19 protein-coding genes, 1 tRNA gene, 1 pseudogene and 1 CRISPR repeat array are annotated in these 15947 nt (G+C 41.0%); of the genes and pseudogenes, 8 read left to right on the forward strand and 13 right to left on the reverse strand.

The window, feature by feature from the left end; genetic code table 11:
• The first annotated feature begins 2 nt into the window (after positions 1-2).
• The 6 genes from CI957_RS08140 to CI957_RS08165 all read left to right on the forward strand — a co-directional run bounded on the left by CI957_RS08140 (position 3) and on the right by CI957_RS08165 (position 6309).
• On the forward strand, positions 3-503 hold the full coding sequence (locus tag CI957_RS08140) for a hypothetical protein (protein ID WP_128754635.1): 501 nt from the start codon (positions 3-5) through the stop codon (positions 501-503).
• A complete protein-coding gene (locus CI957_RS08145) occupies positions 500-1528 on the forward strand; it encodes a hypothetical protein (protein ID WP_128754636.1) in 1029 nt (342 codons plus the stop codon). The genes CI957_RS08140 and CI957_RS08145 overlap by 4 nt, the downstream gene beginning before the upstream one ends.
• Positions 1529-1547: 19 nt before the next feature.
• Complete coding sequence (locus tag CI957_RS08150; protein WP_128754637.1) at positions 1548-3017, forward strand: TIGR02710 family CRISPR-associated CARF protein; 1470 nt, start codon at positions 1548-1550, stop codon at positions 3015-3017.
• 1 nt (position 3018) lies between these two features.
• The gene (cas1, locus tag CI957_RS08155; RefSeq protein WP_096712450.1) at positions 3019-4029 is read left to right on the forward strand and encodes a CRISPR-associated endonuclease Cas1; all 1011 of its coding nucleotides are present in this window, start codon (positions 3019-3021) and stop codon (positions 4027-4029) included.
• The gene (gene cas2, locus CI957_RS08160) at positions 4030-4317 is read left to right on the forward strand and encodes a CRISPR-associated endonuclease Cas2 (protein ID WP_181079351.1); all 288 of its coding nucleotides are present in this window, start codon (positions 4030-4032) and stop codon (positions 4315-4317) included.
• Positions 4318-4553: 236 nt separating this feature from the next.
• A CRISPR array of direct repeats spans positions 4554-5509; the repeat unit is 37 nt; unit sequence GTTGACATAAGCACCCGTGATAAAAGGGAATGGTAAC.
• Positions 5510-5586: 77 nt separating this feature from the next.
• On the forward strand, positions 5587-6309 hold the full coding sequence (locus tag CI957_RS08165) for a hypothetical protein (RefSeq protein ID WP_096712452.1): 723 nt from the start codon (positions 5587-5589) through the stop codon (positions 6307-6309).
• A gap of 91 nt (positions 6310-6400) precedes the next feature.
• Here CI957_RS08165 and CI957_RS08170 read toward each other — a convergent pair whose 3' ends face one another.
• From CI957_RS08170 to CI957_RS08195, 6 genes are all read right to left on the reverse strand, one after another.
• A complete protein-coding gene (locus CI957_RS08170; protein WP_096712453.1) occupies positions 6401-6766 on the reverse strand; it encodes a hypothetical protein in 366 nt (121 codons plus the stop codon).
• 82 nt (positions 6767-6848) lie between these two features.
• Positions 6849-7166: a tyrosine-type recombinase/integrase gene (locus tag CI957_RS08175; RefSeq protein WP_164909075.1), complete on the reverse strand. Its 318-nt coding sequence runs from the start codon at positions 7164-7166 to the stop codon at positions 6849-6851.
• A 437-nt stretch (positions 7167-7603) separates the two neighbouring features.
• A tRNA-Thr gene (locus CI957_RS08180) sits at positions 7604-7675 on the reverse strand.
• 70 nt (positions 7676-7745) lie between these two features.
• Positions 7746-8264, reverse strand: a complete 519-nt coding sequence (locus CI957_RS08185) for a chorismate pyruvate-lyase family protein (RefSeq protein ID WP_096712456.1) — start codon at positions 8262-8264, stop codon at positions 7746-7748.
• Positions 8265-8275: 11 nt separating this feature from the next.
• Entirely contained in the window at positions 8276-8587 is a 312-nt protein-coding gene (locus CI957_RS08190; protein ID WP_096712457.1) for a DUF5611 family protein, read from the reverse strand.
• A gap of 252 nt (positions 8588-8839) precedes the next feature.
• Positions 8840-9538 carry a radical SAM protein gene (locus CI957_RS08195; protein WP_096712458.1) on the reverse strand — a complete coding sequence of 233 codons (699 nt, stop codon included), beginning with the start codon at positions 9536-9538 and terminating at the stop codon, positions 8840-8842.
• 135 nt (positions 9539-9673) lie between these two features.
• Between CI957_RS08195 and CI957_RS08200 the strand changes: the two genes are divergently transcribed.
• Positions 9674-9970, forward strand: coding sequence for a hypothetical protein (locus CI957_RS08200; protein WP_072360333.1), 297 nt, complete (start codon positions 9674-9676; stop codon positions 9968-9970).
• A 2-nt stretch (positions 9971-9972) separates the two neighbouring features.
• Here CI957_RS08200 and CI957_RS08205 read toward each other — a convergent pair whose 3' ends face one another.
• The 6 genes and pseudogenes from CI957_RS08205 to queC all read right to left on the reverse strand — a co-directional run bounded on the left by CI957_RS08205 (position 9973) and on the right by queC (position 14319).
• On the reverse strand, positions 9973-10950 hold the full coding sequence (locus CI957_RS08205) for a methanogenesis marker 2 protein (protein WP_096712459.1): 978 nt from the start codon (positions 10948-10950) through the stop codon (positions 9973-9975).
• Between the two features lie 16 nt (positions 10951-10966).
• Positions 10967-11926, reverse strand: a complete 960-nt coding sequence (nifB, locus tag CI957_RS08210; protein ID WP_096712489.1) for a nitrogenase cofactor biosynthesis protein NifB — start codon at positions 11924-11926, stop codon at positions 10967-10969.
• 79 nt (positions 11927-12005) lie between these two features.
• Positions 12006-12356 (reverse strand): 6-carboxytetrahydropterin synthase QueD, encoded by a 351-nt coding sequence (gene queD, locus CI957_RS08215; protein WP_096712460.1) that lies wholly within the window; start codon positions 12354-12356, stop codon positions 12006-12008.
• Complete coding sequence (locus CI957_RS08220; RefSeq protein ID WP_096712461.1) at positions 12356-13075, reverse strand: 7-carboxy-7-deazaguanine synthase QueE; 720 nt, start codon at positions 13073-13075, stop codon at positions 12356-12358. The genes queD and CI957_RS08220 overlap by 1 nt, the downstream gene beginning before the upstream one ends.
• Positions 13076-13639 (reverse strand): DUF366 family protein, encoded by a 564-nt coding sequence (locus tag CI957_RS08225; RefSeq protein ID WP_373420714.1) that lies wholly within the window; start codon positions 13637-13639, stop codon positions 13076-13078.
• Positions 13639-14319: pseudogene (queC, locus tag CI957_RS08230) on the reverse strand (7-cyano-7-deazaguanine synthase QueC). The gene CI957_RS08225 and the pseudogene queC overlap by 1 nt, the downstream one beginning before the upstream one ends.
• 107 nt (positions 14320-14426) lie before the next feature.
• On the opposite strand from queC, the gene CI957_RS08235 reads away from it, so the two are divergent.
• Complete coding sequence (locus CI957_RS08235; RefSeq protein WP_241646018.1) at positions 14427-14918, forward strand: hypothetical protein; 492 nt, start codon at positions 14427-14429, stop codon at positions 14916-14918.
• Between the two features lie 28 nt (positions 14919-14946).
• Here CI957_RS08235 and ala read toward each other — a convergent pair whose 3' ends face one another.
• Positions 14947-15927: an alanine dehydrogenase gene (gene ala / locus CI957_RS08240; protein ID WP_096712462.1), complete on the reverse strand. Its 981-nt coding sequence runs from the start codon at positions 15925-15927 to the stop codon at positions 14947-14949.
• Between the last annotated feature and the right edge of the window lie 20 nt (positions 15928-15947).

Here is a 15947-nt window from a genome sequence, read left to right on the forward strand (position 1 = left end):
ATATGAAATACTGGTTGGCTTTTATTGGTTCGAGCCCGTTTGCTGTAATCAATACAATATGGGCGGCCTGCAGGGAAGAAGGTTATGTACCCGAGCATGTGGAGTTTTTTACAAACAGGGAACTTAAAGAAGAGTGGAAAGACACTGTTGGCAATTGGGTACCCACACTTCTTGAAAAATATGGTGTAATCGACCCGCTATACTCCACCGAGGACATTGTAGAAACTGATTTTCAGGATATTTATGCCAAATATCGTTCCTTTTTTTCTGAAATCGGTGAAAATGATGAGGTTGCTGTGGATATCACGCCTGGGCGAAAATATATGTCAGCCATATCGATGGAAGTTGGACTGGAGATGGGGGTGGATCATGTATATTACATGCATCTATCAGATAACAGGTATCAGAATTCTCCGTATCCTTTAATTCCAAAACATCGCCATGCCTTGATTGATATGAAGAAAGAATTCTATGATAATACATCGGTTGGGGAAGATGAATGATAATACCAAAACAATATTTGATTGGTTTGCTTAATGTTTTATCTGAAACTTCCAGCCAATTGGAGGTGGATTATCCTCCTCTGGGAAATCTTTTGGATATCAGGATTGGCGAAAAATGCGAAATAACTGCTATTTCCAGAGAATATTTCAGAACAAGCAGAAGTAATGCATTACGTCTCTATCGGAATGATAATTTCTTGTCTCGGGAAATTCCTGATCATGATGACTTTAAAATATGTATGTATGCCTCATCCCTGTTAAATTCGGAAAATGAATCCGTACTTGAACATGAATTACAGGATGAAGGCAAACGTAACTTATTGAAGGGTGATAAGCCTCTTTTTATTGGATACGATACCAATTCCTTACGTCACAGAAGCAACCTTTTAATTCAAAACACATTATCCAAATTGTCTTTGGCGGATTCTCCAAACATTGGCTTTTGCCTGAGTGAGGTCGTTAAAAGAGAATTGCGCAATCAATGGGAAAATAAACATAAAAAATCAGATATCGACAAACTCTGTGCATTACATCCACAGGCTACACGTTTTCTGAACCAGCATCCTAAAACTGCCCGTATGGCCCGATTGGGTGCAGTAGAATACAAACATCTGATGGCCCAATTAAATTGTGAAGAGATCAATGGGAAGGGTCTGGGGGATAATAATATCATTCAATCGTATGAATTTTTTAGGGATAAGCGTAATGTGGACCTTCTTTTGATAAGTGGTGATAATGATTTTACTGCAATGGCACATGAGGAAAAGATACGTTCTGTGTACATGAAACAGCCATCTAATTATGACACTAACTTCGAGTGTCAGTGGGAAGAGCTTGTTGAATTGCTTTACTGCATGGCAATAATATTCGGTCATATACGTCTGGAACATATCGATATATATGGCATATGGACAGGCAAAAATGAGGACGATTGGGACGATTACAGAATTTCTGTTGAAACAGGTGATCCTTCTATTTTCAAGGACCTGATTATTCTCGAACAAAGTTATAAGTTGCCTATTTGATTTAAGGAAGTGCTTTCTGATGGTTAATCAAAGAGATATCGAAAATAGGGTAAACGACAGTACAGATTGCCAATATGTACTGGATAGGATCTCGGATTTTGAAAATTCGGATGATAGGACCCAGCTGGTATCCATATCAAAGGAATTGTTTTCCTATGAGAAGAAGTATTTTCCAGAATACACAGGAAATTGTGACGTGTTGATATGCACGGTGGGGATGCGTGAGGCTCCTATTATTCTATCCCAGATTTCTGTTAAACCCAAAAGAAGTATCCTTTTGCATACCGAGGGTTCAGAGCATGTGGCTGACAAAATCCAGGCTGATCCAGATATTAAAAAATTGAATATTGAATTTAAAAAGATAGAGATTGATGATCTGGATGCTGCACATAATTATAATGTATTAAAAAATGAAGTACTTCCGCAAATCGGTAATCGACAGAATGTAAGAATTGATCCTACCGCTGGAAGAAAGATTATGGGTACTGCAGTGGGATCATTTGCCTTCTTTTACAGGATTCCGATGATATATCTGCATGCCGAGGAAAAAATGGGTATCAGTGTTCCTTTTACAGGCAAGATCTGTGATATAGAGAATCCCTATGATTACTATGGGGATGTGGATATGCAGATATTGAAAGCAAATTTCGATAATGGGTATTTTGATGCTGCAGCAGAGGTATGTGAACAATTAAGAGGAAAAGTCAGGGATCTTGCTCTGGGTAAGAAACTGGATTTACTGCAGGATTTTATTCAGGTGTACTGTGATTGGGATAGGTTTTTACATAGCAGTTTTGCTTCCAGTGCAAAGGAGAGAAAAGACGAATCCTATCTTTCAGACAGGTTAAAATCCATTTGTGCAGATTGTAAAAGATATGGAATAAGGCTTGTACGCGAAGATGACCTTAGACAAAATATTGAGTTCCTGGAAGAGATTGAGAATCACTGGAAACCTGGTACCAATATCGTGGATAAGTTTCGTATAGTGGATATTTTCAAAAACGCCCAGCGCAGGGCGATTCAAGGTAAGTATGACGATGCAACTGCAAGATTATATCGCTGTCTTGAAATGTGTGCGGCTCTTTTGATGGAAAAGGAAGGCGTTTGCGACATCAACAAGATTGATTATGAAAAATTTGCAGCAGATCATGGTATGACTAAAGAGGATTTGTTTGCCAGGTTCAAAGAAATTTCTAATTTTGATAGTCCAAGGTCACCTCCTGGGTTGAATGATATTATGACAATATTACAGGTAATCAATGTTCCATCTGCACATATGTATGGTCGTATGAATAGTTCAGATGAGAATGGAGAAAATCTTAGAGATAAAAGAAATCGCTCTTTGCTTGCGCACGGTACGAATCCAATCACCAGGGAAGATTACAATGTACTTTTTAATGGGACTGAAAAAATAATTGCCAGTACCCTTGGCAAAAAGCAATTCAAACAATTAGCCAGACGGTCTGATATCCCCAAACTGCTGATCTGATATGAAATCCTCGACACCTTCTACCCTCCATATATCTGGATATGGAAAAAAGTTGAAAAAACATAATAATTCACTGGTGGTGGAATGGAAAGAGGGAGAGAATTCTGAAAAAGCATCTTTTACCCCATCCAAACTTGAGGATGTGATACTTTCAGGAGAGCATTCCATAAGTACTGGTGCCATAAGATTACTTTTCGAGAATAATGTAAGCCTGTCTTGTATGGATAGTTTTGGAAATCCAATCGGGTACCTGTTTCCACATGCATACTGCCAGTATATGAATATATGGGAAAAACAGCTTTCAATAGACTCTATTCATAAACTCGATATTGCTAAAAATATATGTCTGGCAGGAGCAACTAACAAAAAGAGTATACTGCAAACGATACAAAACAGTCGGGATATAGAACTGGGAGAGTTTGTTGCCAGTATTGAAAATATCATAGATAAGATGTATGACGTATCCCATACTGATTCTCTGATGGGTTATGAAGGCAGTGCTGCAAATGCATATTTTGAGGCTCTTAAACTGATTATTCCTGCTAGATTTGAATTCGAACGCAGAATAAAACATCCTTCCCCTGATCCTGTAAATGTGTTGTTAAGTTATGGATACGGTATTCTGTATTCAAAAATACGTGCAGCCATTAACAAAGCCAAACTGAATCCATACCGTGGTGTGCTTCATTCGAATTACAGAAATCAGGAAGGACTTGTGTACGATCTGATTGAAGAATTCAGACAACCTGTTGTAGATAGAGTTGTACTTACCATGATCGGCAGAAATCAGGTGCATCTTGATTATTTTTCAAACGAAGATGGATTTTGCAGAATAGACAATCGTTTCAAGAAAATCTTTGCAAATATGATTTTTTCCCGACTTGAAAGCGAGACGATCTACAGGGATGGAAAGAAGACTTTCCAGGACATTATTGACCTGCAGGCCATCGAGTATCAAAAGGCAATTGTTGAGGGTTATGAGTATGAACCCTTCATGTACAGAAGGAGGTGATTGTTCCTGCCTTCAAAATATATTGTTGTGGCATATGATATTGAGAATGACAGGACAAGATTACAGATTGCCGATATTCTTCAATATTATGGTTTAATGAGAATTCAATATAGTGTTTTTGCAGGTGAAATTCCTTCGAATAAAATAAATGAATTGTCCTCCCTACTATTTGACAGTAATCTAGCAGAAACAGATAATATCACAGTATTTCCTTTATGCAGGGAATGTCTGAATAATGTCCTTACATTAGAACCATTGCCTCAGGAAATCAAGCATCTGTCATTATGATGTACAGACCTTTATAAGGGGTTGAGTAAAAAGGAGGTCTGTACACATATATTATCATTTGTAGGCATCAATGATAGAAATCTTGCCTTAAACGGACATCGACTTTATATTAATATTTTTTTGATGATGGCACTTGATAGTGTTTTACTGATGTTAACAGCGTTAATTTTCACGACGCCTCCTGCTATCGATTGTACAGACCTTTTTAAAGGGTACTGGCAAATTGAGGTCTGTGGGTTGACATAAGCACCCGTGATAAAAGGGAATGGTAACATAAGTTAAGTTAAATCAATATTAATTGATAAAGTAAAATGTTGACATAAGCACCCGTGATAAAAGGGAATGGTAACACTATATAAATTAATTCATGTTTAATTTCAGTTCTGTTGACATAAGCACCCGTGATAAAAGGGAATGGTAACTTACATATTGGTTACTATCATCCAATTCATATACGCTAAGTTGACATAAGCACCCGTGATAAAAGGGAATGGTAACACCTGTGCACCCATTTCAGAAGTAGCATCTGCACGTATCTTGTTGACATAAGCACCCGTGATAAAAGGGAATGGTAACAACGGATAGTCATATTTTTTCATTACATGAGGATATAAGTTGACATAAGCACCCGTGATAAAAGGGAATGGTAACTCACCCTGAACTCATACGGTCAAATCTATACGCTTAATGTGTTGACATAAGCACCCGTGATAAAAGGGAATGGTAACTTAGCAGCCTCCGTTTTGCTCATTCCCAATTTAGTCTTAAGTTGACATAAGCACCCGTGATAAAAGGGAATGGTAACTACCTGTTAGGCCATACATAGGTAGTAGTGCTGTAATCTGTTGACATAAGCACCCGTGATAAAAGGGAATGGTAACAGAACTTAATTTTCCAAGGTCGAACGGTGCATTATATGTTGACATAAGCACCCGTGATAAAAGGGAATGGTAACTCGTGTGGCTGTGGTGCCTTCTCCTTCCACGTTTCCAAATTTTTAAGTTGACATAAGCACCCGTGATAAAAGGGAATGGTAACCGCCTGCCTCATGCGCATAAAACTTATCACATAGATATGTGTTGACATAAGCACCCGTGATAAAAGGGAATGGTAACCATTTTCTGTTTTGAAATGGTAGTTTTTACCATTTTGGGAGTTGACATAAGCACCCGTGAAAATAGGGAATACTTCCTTTTGCAATCTATTTAGACTATGTGACAAATTATCCACTCAAAGAACGATTTGCTCAATAATTATAGGTCGATGAACATGGAACTTAATGAAAAAATGTATTATGCTTGCTCATTATGCAGTACAGAAGATAAGGTTGTATGGCACAGACCAAAAACGAAGATCTGGCAAGAACACAGACGATACATCGATTTAGATCAGACAAATTCAGAGACTCCACAATACTTCTGGTGTCTAAAACACAATCGTGCACATTCATTGAAAAGAGAATGCCTGAAATATAAGGCTACAATTACTTTCAATGGTAATGAAGGAAATAGGGATTGTAATACAAAACAATTATCCCATAACGACACACTTGATGAAATCAGAAAAACCGTTACTGAAAAGTCCAATCAATTGGATTGGAAAAAAGTTATTGGCAGCAACAGTCTTCCATATCCCTGCACCAGGGAATCAAGGTTGATATTACCCGACATAATATATTGTCAGCGTGATCCAGGTACAAATTCAAGATACTCAATTACTAACATTATTGAATTCGAAACAAAAACACCACCTGAAATTATAATTGATAAAGTAAAAAGATTTGATAAATCTTTTGAAGAAATGAAAAGAAAGAATTATCAAGGAGACATATTGCCCAGAATCATTTTTTTATATGATGCAGAGACAGAGGTCTCTTTAAGGCAGATTCAGAAAATGCTTGATGGAATTGATTACAAACATCTGGAATCTGTTTGTATCGGATATTACGACACTAAAGATAATTGGTATAATAAGTATTTTAGTAACATATGATTTGAACTAATGTTGTGAGTTTGATTCATTCAGCCAAGAGTTTTTCTGAAATTCATGGCGAAGCAATGATATTAGATTTTTCAGAAGTTGCTTATATATACTCATTCATTACCTCTATTAGCTTTGAACACGCCTCATCATTGCTCAGATTCCTTTCCAAATCAGCAGATATCACAGTGAAAAAAATCAAATGTGCACTAAGGTCCTTATAGTATTGTTTGCTTTGAAACTGAAAAATAACATTTTCTTTGACAATCCCATCATTTTTAAATGATATTAGTTTATCCAAAATGTATGCTCTATTTACTGACCGAGGGTATGGAACTAAACTATCTGGTTCAATTTCATTAAACTTTAAGGACAGAGGACCGCATTTTTCAGTTATCAATTCTAAGCTAATTTTATTTGATTCTTTTATGGCTCCTATAGTAGATATAACAATCACTTTATCAGTCATTTCATAGTATACAGAATCTTACTCATTGTTGACAGCATTGTTTCAATCATTTGAATTAATTCTTTTTTGAAGATAAGATACATTATCTATTTTTAAGTTGTTTCCATAAAATTCTCATGGCATCCCTCACAAAATACTGTTCATAACTTTTGGCCCAGATAGGAATAGATATCTTTCGGGTGTTGCCTTTTCGACCACGGTACACCATTTGAGTTTGAATTAATATACCAAAAGAAGTTATATTAGCTGAAAATGTTTCCATTATAGAAATATGTTTTATCTTAAGTGTCCCAATTTCTCCTATCCTTCCACCAGTATCGTAGAGAGTAGCGATGATTGCCTTGTCCCTGGGATGGTCAGCCACCTCGATGAGTCTGAGAATTTCTTCCTCTGTCAGCAATTCTTCAGGAATTTTCGATTCATTGACCTTGCTTTTGATCTTGATCCAATTTAGTACAGAATCATCATTGTACAGCCATCGGAAAAACTTTCGAAGACATATCTTATAGTCCCTCTTTGTAGAAGCAGATACATCCCTTCTCTGTATGTACCCGACAAGTATCTTTAGATCGTTCTCTTAACTCAAAATCAGTATCCAGCCAGAGCCGTAATCGATACAATTGGTCCAGATATTTAAGAACTTGACACTCACCAAGCCCGTCTACAAAAAGATCAGCTTCATAAGAAAAAAGGAGGTTTTTATCTCGTTCAGAAAAGTTAGAATTTTCAATACGTCTCTCTGAAGACTTGAGCCTTCTTTCAGTATCATAGAATACAGACATTCTTCCCACCTTCCTTGATCATTCAAGGCAGGAGGGCTTTGTACTGCAAGTTTAAAGCCTCGGGCGGGATTCGAACCCGCGACCTCGTCCTTACCAAGGACGCACTACACCCCTAAGCCACCGAGGCACGCTTTTCTTGACTGCGACCCCTCAATAGGAGTGATACCATAATAAGTTTTCGGTTTTCTGGATTCGGTTCAGAGCAACCAGCGACCATCTGCAGGGAAGCGTTCTTTGATCCACATGAGCGTGTCATTGTGGTGCACAATACGATAGGTCCTTGAGAGACATTCACGACTGCCAAAAAGTGGACCATCGGCTTCCATCTGTATGGTATCAAGGTCCCTGCGGGTCTCCATGCCGTAATTACGCAGGATCTTACCAATTGGTATATCGGCACGCATCATATCCCTGCGAACCTCTTCTGGCATACGGCCTATAGGAGAGAGGGAAACCGCATGAACATAAGGGACACCATCCGCCACCAATCGCACGGTGCGATGATTCACTTCTTCACCAACATCCACATCCAAAAGCCCGGCCATCTCCTCATCTGCTTTTACAAGGTGCTGATCCTCGGTAATTACCTCAACTTCGTGGCGTGTCATGATCTCAAGCAGGAAAGTGACAGAACCATCGGTACCTGCACAGACACGCAGGCATGTGGGAATTTCAAAAGCCTTAAGATCCTTGAGAAAGTCGCGATTGGCAAACACGTATGATCCTGTTATTTGGAAACTGCCTTCTTGGCGTTCTTAACTCGTTCCTTGGCAGTGTAACCTGTTGCCTTATAGAGAAAATCGCGGAATCTCTTGTTGGTATCAAGAATAATCTCATCAGAGACACCTTCAGCTTCAGAATTCGTGTCAACTGCAAGTTTTTTACCGTTCATCCACACAGAAAGTTCCTTCATAACACCGTATGAAGTAACTAATCTATCTCCTTTTCTGGATATATCGGAAGGGAAACATTCCTCAAGCGCTTCATAGATACGTTCAATATCGGGGGAATGACCACGTTTTAATTTGTATTCCTGCATGTAGATCGATTAATTACATACCGGCAGACATGGATAAATGTTTTGGTCTAAAAAAATTATCTGAATTCAAACCACATAGAAAACAAATAAACAAAATATAATTTCTCATATATAAAAACATATTTAAATACCTTCATATCATAGTGCGGTTTGTAATGAGCAAGGCTGAAAAGCAGCTTTCATATCGTACCACCACCATACCACCAATCTGCTTTTTTTTACGATACCTTGCTCATTACCTTATCGTTAAAATTATTCCTTACCAATTATCTTACGCCCATTTTCTCCCACAATTATTACACGGGGCACCTTTTCTGCAACAATAGCGGCAAGGCTTTCCATATCCTCCCAGGCAGGCACAGGCGAGGTGTATCCTGCAAAAGGATGATCAAAGTCGGGATTGCTTAAGAATTGATAAAGAAGTACCTCACAGGCTCCTTCCATAACAGGCAACATCCTCTTCACGGATTCTTCAGTAACATAACCGGGAATTACACGAACCCAGAGTCGCAACCATCTGGTTTTAGCAATATCTATCGATGTTTTGAGATTTGCTACATATTGTTCTACCCTTTTGGAGGAAATGCCTGTAAGTTCCTCAATTGCAGCCGTGTCTTCAAGTGGAACTTTCAATTCCAGAACAAAACCTTTTACAAAGGGCAGAGATTGCTCCAGTACTTCAGGTTTCATGCCATCCGACTTTAAAATGATCTCCATACCCATTGAATACAACCGCTCAATCAAAGGGATTAAATCCTTCTGGAGAGTGGGTTCGGCTCCTCCGATAAAAACCTTTTTTGCAGCTGAATTTTTAACAAAGTCAACAACTTCATCTATACTGTATTCCTCAAAGGGTTGCCTGATATGAATACAATAGGGACATTTCAGGTTACATCCAAAAAAGTCCAGACGTACCTGTTCTCCCTTTAACCCCATATTGATAAGTCGCATTTTATATTCCCACTCACAACAATAAATATAGAAGTATATCAAACTTTCTAAAATTGAATTACGCCTGCAACCATGGACAAATTATAATACCAGAAAAACCAATTTAGCCTCAAGATATACGTTACGGGTGAACTTATGGTAAAAAAACTGACCCTCGAAGACCTAAAACTGAGCAAGGAAAAAATGGAAGATGAGATGGGAGCTGAAATCGAAGGCCTGTATGACCTCGTAATCCCTCCGGGCACTCCTTCATATCTGGTCTATGATCTTGTTGAAGAATTCGATCTTGAACCCCTTGAGAGAAAGATTGGTGTAAACATTGTTGAATGTGATGAAAGAGAAGTTATAGTACTGAGGGGAGAACTTGAAGCCGTCCAGGCAGCAGAACAATACCTTTATGATGAATTGAAAGCCTACGTGGGATCCGAGTGAAATTACTCCTGGATCCCCGTTATTAAATCTTTGCTGAAATCAAAAACATCTGCTGAATCTTTACCATCGGTTACTTTCACACAACAACTATCATCAATTTTCCCGATGGCTGCAGCAGTTATATCCACTTCCTCGAATGCATCCAGGCATTCATCGACATTTTCCGGTTTTGCAGTCACAATGTAACCGGTTGCCGGATAAATCATCAGCCACTGATCCAGGGCAACATCTGCAGGTTTGGGAATTTGTCTCAGATCTACCTCTGCACCCACCATACTTGTTTCACAAAGCATCCCCAGCGTACCTATGGTACCCGGATTACTGATATCCTTGCCGGCGGTGACAAGATGTCTTTCGCCGATATTTTGCATTATCATGAACCGGGAGCGAACGGTTTCAGGGTCCTTGAAAGAAGTCGTATCCCAGCTGTAAGGGGAATTTTTGCCCACACGACCATCCATATCATAGCCGATAATAACTGTATCTCCCACACAGGCGGTGTCACTGCGGATGACACAATCCTTCTTTGCGATTCCTATAATGGACACTGCCAGTGAATTGTAAGGTGTGTCAGGATGCAGATGACCACCGACCATGGGCACACCAAATTTTTTCACCCCGTCTTTCATACCCTGCAGCATACCGTCACATACATCCTTATCAGAAGAAGACATCACATTAACCATGGCAAGCGGCCGTGCCCCCATAGCAGATATGTCGTTAATATTTACAACGACAGAAGTATAACCTGTCCACCAGGGACTTGCTTCTGTGATCCTGCCCCATATCCCATCAGCCGCAAACAGGATGACGTCATCACCATCAATATCAATTATTGCAGCGTCATCACCCATATCAACGACAGCACCCCCATAACTTTCCCTCACGTCATCAAACATACGTGCAATGTCTGCGATAGGTGCCTTCCGGGATACACCCTCAAAATCATGCAGTTTTTGGGCAAGGGTATGTACATCCAATTGAAAGTCTCCACATTTATTCTGGTGTGTCATCAGAAGTTTTCTTTTTGGCGGATTCGGCCTTTTTAAGAGCATCAACTTTAACCATATTGCGACGCTGCTCACTCATTTGAGAAAGATCTTTACCCAAAAGGCCATAGGCATCGGACCGGCACTGGCGACAGTGGCGCATTTGTTGAACATAGGGTTCACAGGAATCCTGTACAGCTTTGCGTTCCTGTGAAGTAGGAGCAGTCCAGTCAGCAAAATCAGCCTGACAGATAAGAGGCATAACATTCATGATATACACACCCATGTCATTGAGTTTCTGTGCAATCTCGATAATATGATCCTCATTGATACCCGGAACAAGCACCGTGTTGATCTTAACAACCAGTCCTGCTTCCACAGCCTTGCGGATACCTTCAAGCTGGTTTTCAAGAAGAATGCTGACTCCTTTAACACCCCGGTAGGTTTTACCGTTATAGTTTACATGATCTACAATTTTTGCCCCTATTTCAGGGTCAATGGCATTCAAAGTAACAGTTAAAGTGGAAACACCGGAATCCAGGACATCCTGTATCCTGGCAGGCAGAGCCAGACCATTGGTACTCAGGCAGAGAGTGACATCCGGGAAATGTTGTTTTATAAGTTTGAAAGTCTCAAAGGTTTCCTCATTTGCAAGCGGATCGCCCGGACCGGCAATACCCACGACTTTAATGAAAGGATATTCTTCCAATACCTTTTGTGTTTTTTCAAGGGCCTGTTGTGGAGTTAAAACTTCACTTGTAACCCCGGGTCGACTTTCATTTACACAATCAAATTTACGGTCACAGTATTTGCATTTAATATTGCATTTAGGAGCCACCGCCAGATGAATCCTTCCAAATTTATGTTGTGCATCCTTGTTATAGCAGGGATGCTGGGCAATAAGTCTCTTTATCGAGTCCCGGTATTCTTCCGGCAGACATTCCTCAGGGTCCTTTCCGCTCTCCATGGCCAAAACATTTCCTCCACTCTAGACAAATCTTATGTTGCTATTGAGTCACAGCTAGATATAGGTTTTGGAATCCTGCTCAGTCAATTCCACTTAACTGGCACCACTTGCCGTGTCCTTCCCAGACCTTCACAGAGAGAGGGAAATCCAGCTGCTGGGATAAGCGGTTATAGATGTGCTCACAGAGATTTTCCGAACTTGGATACTCCAGGATATCATTGAGCATGCAATGATCGTACTCTTTCAAAGTAGATCGGACGGTCTGTTTTACATTATAGAAATCAATGACCATTCCGGATGGCTTCTTCTCTCCTTCAAGGACAACTTCGACTTTATATGTATGACCATGAACTATACCACAACTTTCATGCCCGGGCAGATAGTGGGCACTGTCAATATATTCCTCTACTCCAAGTTTCATTTTTGTCATTATAGACACCCCCACATTTTGTGAGTCTGAGGGATTATTAGAGTGTTTTTAATTTCGAGTAAATTTTCCTGCAGGGAAAGTATTGTTTGTATATCTGTAGCCCTTGTGTACTGTGTGACCGGCTGCAGTACTACACAGCTTATGTAATCGGATATCTGCGCTACAACATCCATCACATCAGCCGGTTTAGTTGAAGAAGTTACTACAATTTTACAGAAACAATCCCTGTGTTGATTGCTGCGAAGTGTGCGGAAACACTGGTATGTGCGTTCGATGTGTTCAACAAAATTACTCCCTTCAAATTCTTCAGGTAATTTAACATCTCCGGCCACATAATCCACCGAGTCTTTCACAACCTTCGCTTTTTCCGGCAGGGTCATGTTAGTTTCAAGATAAACAGGGGCAGGCAGATCCAGCTCCCTGATGAATTCTGCATGTAAAAGAGGTTCCCCGCCTGTAAGGGATACCGAATGCAGATCATTAAATGACCTGATTTTCTCTTCAATGTCTGAAGCGCAAAGCAGGGGTGAGAGTTTCTCAAATTCACCACTTCCAGGCACTTTTTCAAAAAGACAATGATCCGGCTCATCGAGAGGAGTATCACAGTAGGAGCAATCCAGATTACACCCAACAAACCTGACAAAGGCCTGCCGCGCCCCTACATAAGGACCCTCTCCCTGTACCGCACAGAATATCTCGGACACCGGCTTCCTTTCCACTTAAACCACATCCAGAGGCCGGGATTTTCGAAGATCTCCTTCGATATCCTCCATCTCTTTAATGTATCTGCCTGTGATATCTTCCAGCAATTGCCGGGCTTTTTCTGCAGCAATACCACATTCTTTCAGGTTGCCATAAAAATCATGGGATACGTTGATGCCAAAATGTATCTTCTGTGAGACCGCAGAGGTGCTTGCAATTGATACTGTCAGTTTTTTCCCATTGACAAAAAGATCATCCCCTTCCCTTTTAGTCATGATTCCCATAGAAAAAAGAGTTTCAGCAACAAGAGCTGTGAAAAGCCGCTGTCTGGTGTAGATTAATTTCAGGTCGGTAGAATCAAAATGCTCAATGATGAAATGAAGCATGTCCGCAGATACAATGGATTCGTTTTCTCTTTTGTCCTCAAGATCTATCATGTGTGCGATTTGCACATCACATTGTCCCCGGAATGCCACCACAGAATCTGCCTGTATCCCGAACATCTGGTAGGCCCAGAGAGAGGATATCTGGCTGCCGTCATAATCATAAATCTCATCCATTATATGCATTTTAATTCCCATTATATATCCTCCGCTGCCGGATCCTTGATGCCAGCTTTCCGGAAAGCCCGTGCCCGTCTGACACAGCTTTCACAAACTCCACAGGGTTTTTCTTCGCCCTGATAGCAGCTCCAGCTTAAAACCAACGGAGCCTGTACTCGCACTGCTTCCTTTACAATGGCCACCTTATCCATTTCAAGCACAGGAGATATCAGCCGTACTCCATTAAGAGTGGAGTAAGAAAAAGCCCTGTTTATACAGTCGACAAATGCCGGCGAATTGTCCGGGAAAGTAGCGGCTTCCTCGGCATTGAAACCGGCAATAATATAACCACAATCCATGGCTTCGGCAAAAGCGGCAGCAATATTTGCCATCAATCCGTTCCTGTTGGGAACCCAGACGTTTGCGGCGGATTCAGAAGTCACTTCCCCATTCCCGAGGTCTGCCTCGGCCATATCCGGTACGTGTCCCTGCCGGTTTACCAGGGATGTTGTAGTAATATCTTTCATCCAGTCCAGCGAAATGACACGGTGTGGAATGCCATAATGGGCACATATCTGCCGGGAGCGTTCAATCTCTGCATCCACAGCCAGCTGCCCATAATCAAAGGTCAGGCCAAGCTGTACATCCTATTTTGCAGACGCTATCGCAAGGGATGCGAGAGAATCCAATCCACTGCTGATCAAACAAACCGCTTTCATTAATATACACCGGTATTCCTCCAGTACTCCCGGGGTATTATTTATAGATATCCCGTCGAAACTGGCAAATATAATATCTACAATATATTAATATAAAAGGTGAAAGTGTGTCCGGAATAAAAGATAAAGAAACACTGAAATCCCAGTTACAGAAAATGTACTGGATCGAAACAGAAATGGAACAACTTGTCGTATGGGAATCACGCATCGAACTCATGGGAGAAGAATTGGATGCCCTTGAAAGACTTGCAAATGATTCAGACAAACACGGCCTGAAACTCAAAAACTGGATGGAAAAAGCCGACATACCACTTCCAGATAAAATACCAAGAGGGCTTCCTCAAAAAGTATTTGATTTTGAGAGTATGGACAGCCCCGAAATGTTCAAAGCCATAATGAAATATGAAATCCTTGCACGAGATGTTTACAAGAATATCACTGAGATCGAGCCCTATATAATTGAGGAACTGTTTCCTGATGAAAATGACCAGAAGAATTTCCTCAAGGAGATGGAACATATCTCTAAAGAGGAAGAAGGCCACAGGCAGATCTGTGAGGAAAGGGTCGGCGGATTTAAGACCATAAGGGGCAAAAGGTGAGTGGTTACCTTGCCCTTACCAGACATAATCAGAACAATTTTGCCTTCGAGCCTATACCTTTATTTTTTGCTTTTTTATAAACCAGATTGGCAGTCACAATGTCCTGTATTGCCAACCCCGTTGAATCGAAAACCGTGACCTGAGAATCCGATTCACGCCCCTCATGCAGACCGGCGACTATCTGGCCCAGCTGGGCGAAGATGTCTGCCTGTCGGATGTATCCCTCAGAAAGGGGGACATTCACTTCCCCGGAATGGGTGGCCTGTGCCATATCATCGACCACAACCCTTGCTTTCTGGAGGATGGAGGGTTCCAGCTCTTCCTTACCCCTGGCATCAGCCCCGATAGCATTTATATGGATACCCTCAGGCAACCATTGTGCTTTGATGACCGGTTTTTTTGAAGGAGTGGTAGTTACCAGAATGTCCACATCACAGGCTTTCTGGACACTATCAACTACTGTTATGTCACAGCATGCAACTGATTCCATTCCTTCTTTGAAATCCTCCGCCCTTGAAGTATCCAGATCAAATACATATACCTGTTCAAGCTCGAAAACGTTCGATATAGCCTCTAACTGTGTCCTGGCCTGGTTACCAGCTCCCACCATCCCCACGACACTGCTGTTTTCATGTGCAAGATAGCGGGCTGCCACACCTCCTGCGGCCCCGGTACGTATTTCCGTGAGGTATGTACCATCCATCATGGCAAGAGGTGCACCGGTTGATGTGGAATTGAGTATCACCGTCGCCATAACAGTAGGCAGCCCTACTTTGCGGTTTTCAGGATGAACATTTACGACCTTGACACCTGCAACATCCTCTTCCTCCAGGAAAGCGGGCATTGTGCGTAGATCACCATTATGCTCGGTAAAATAGAGATAGGACTTAGGTGGCATCTGTACCTTATTCCTGCCATGCTGGGCAAAAGCCATTTCCACTGCCTCCAGGGCTGAAGGCATATCCAGCAGGGATTTCACATCATCCTGATCAAGCCAGAGTATTTCCAAAAAATCACCATTAAAGGGTG

Source organism: Methanohalophilus sp. WG1-DM (genome assembly GCF_004104135.1).
Taxonomy (GTDB): Archaea; Halobacteriota; Methanosarcinia; order Methanosarcinales; family Methanosarcinaceae; genus Methanohalophilus; species Methanohalophilus euhalobius.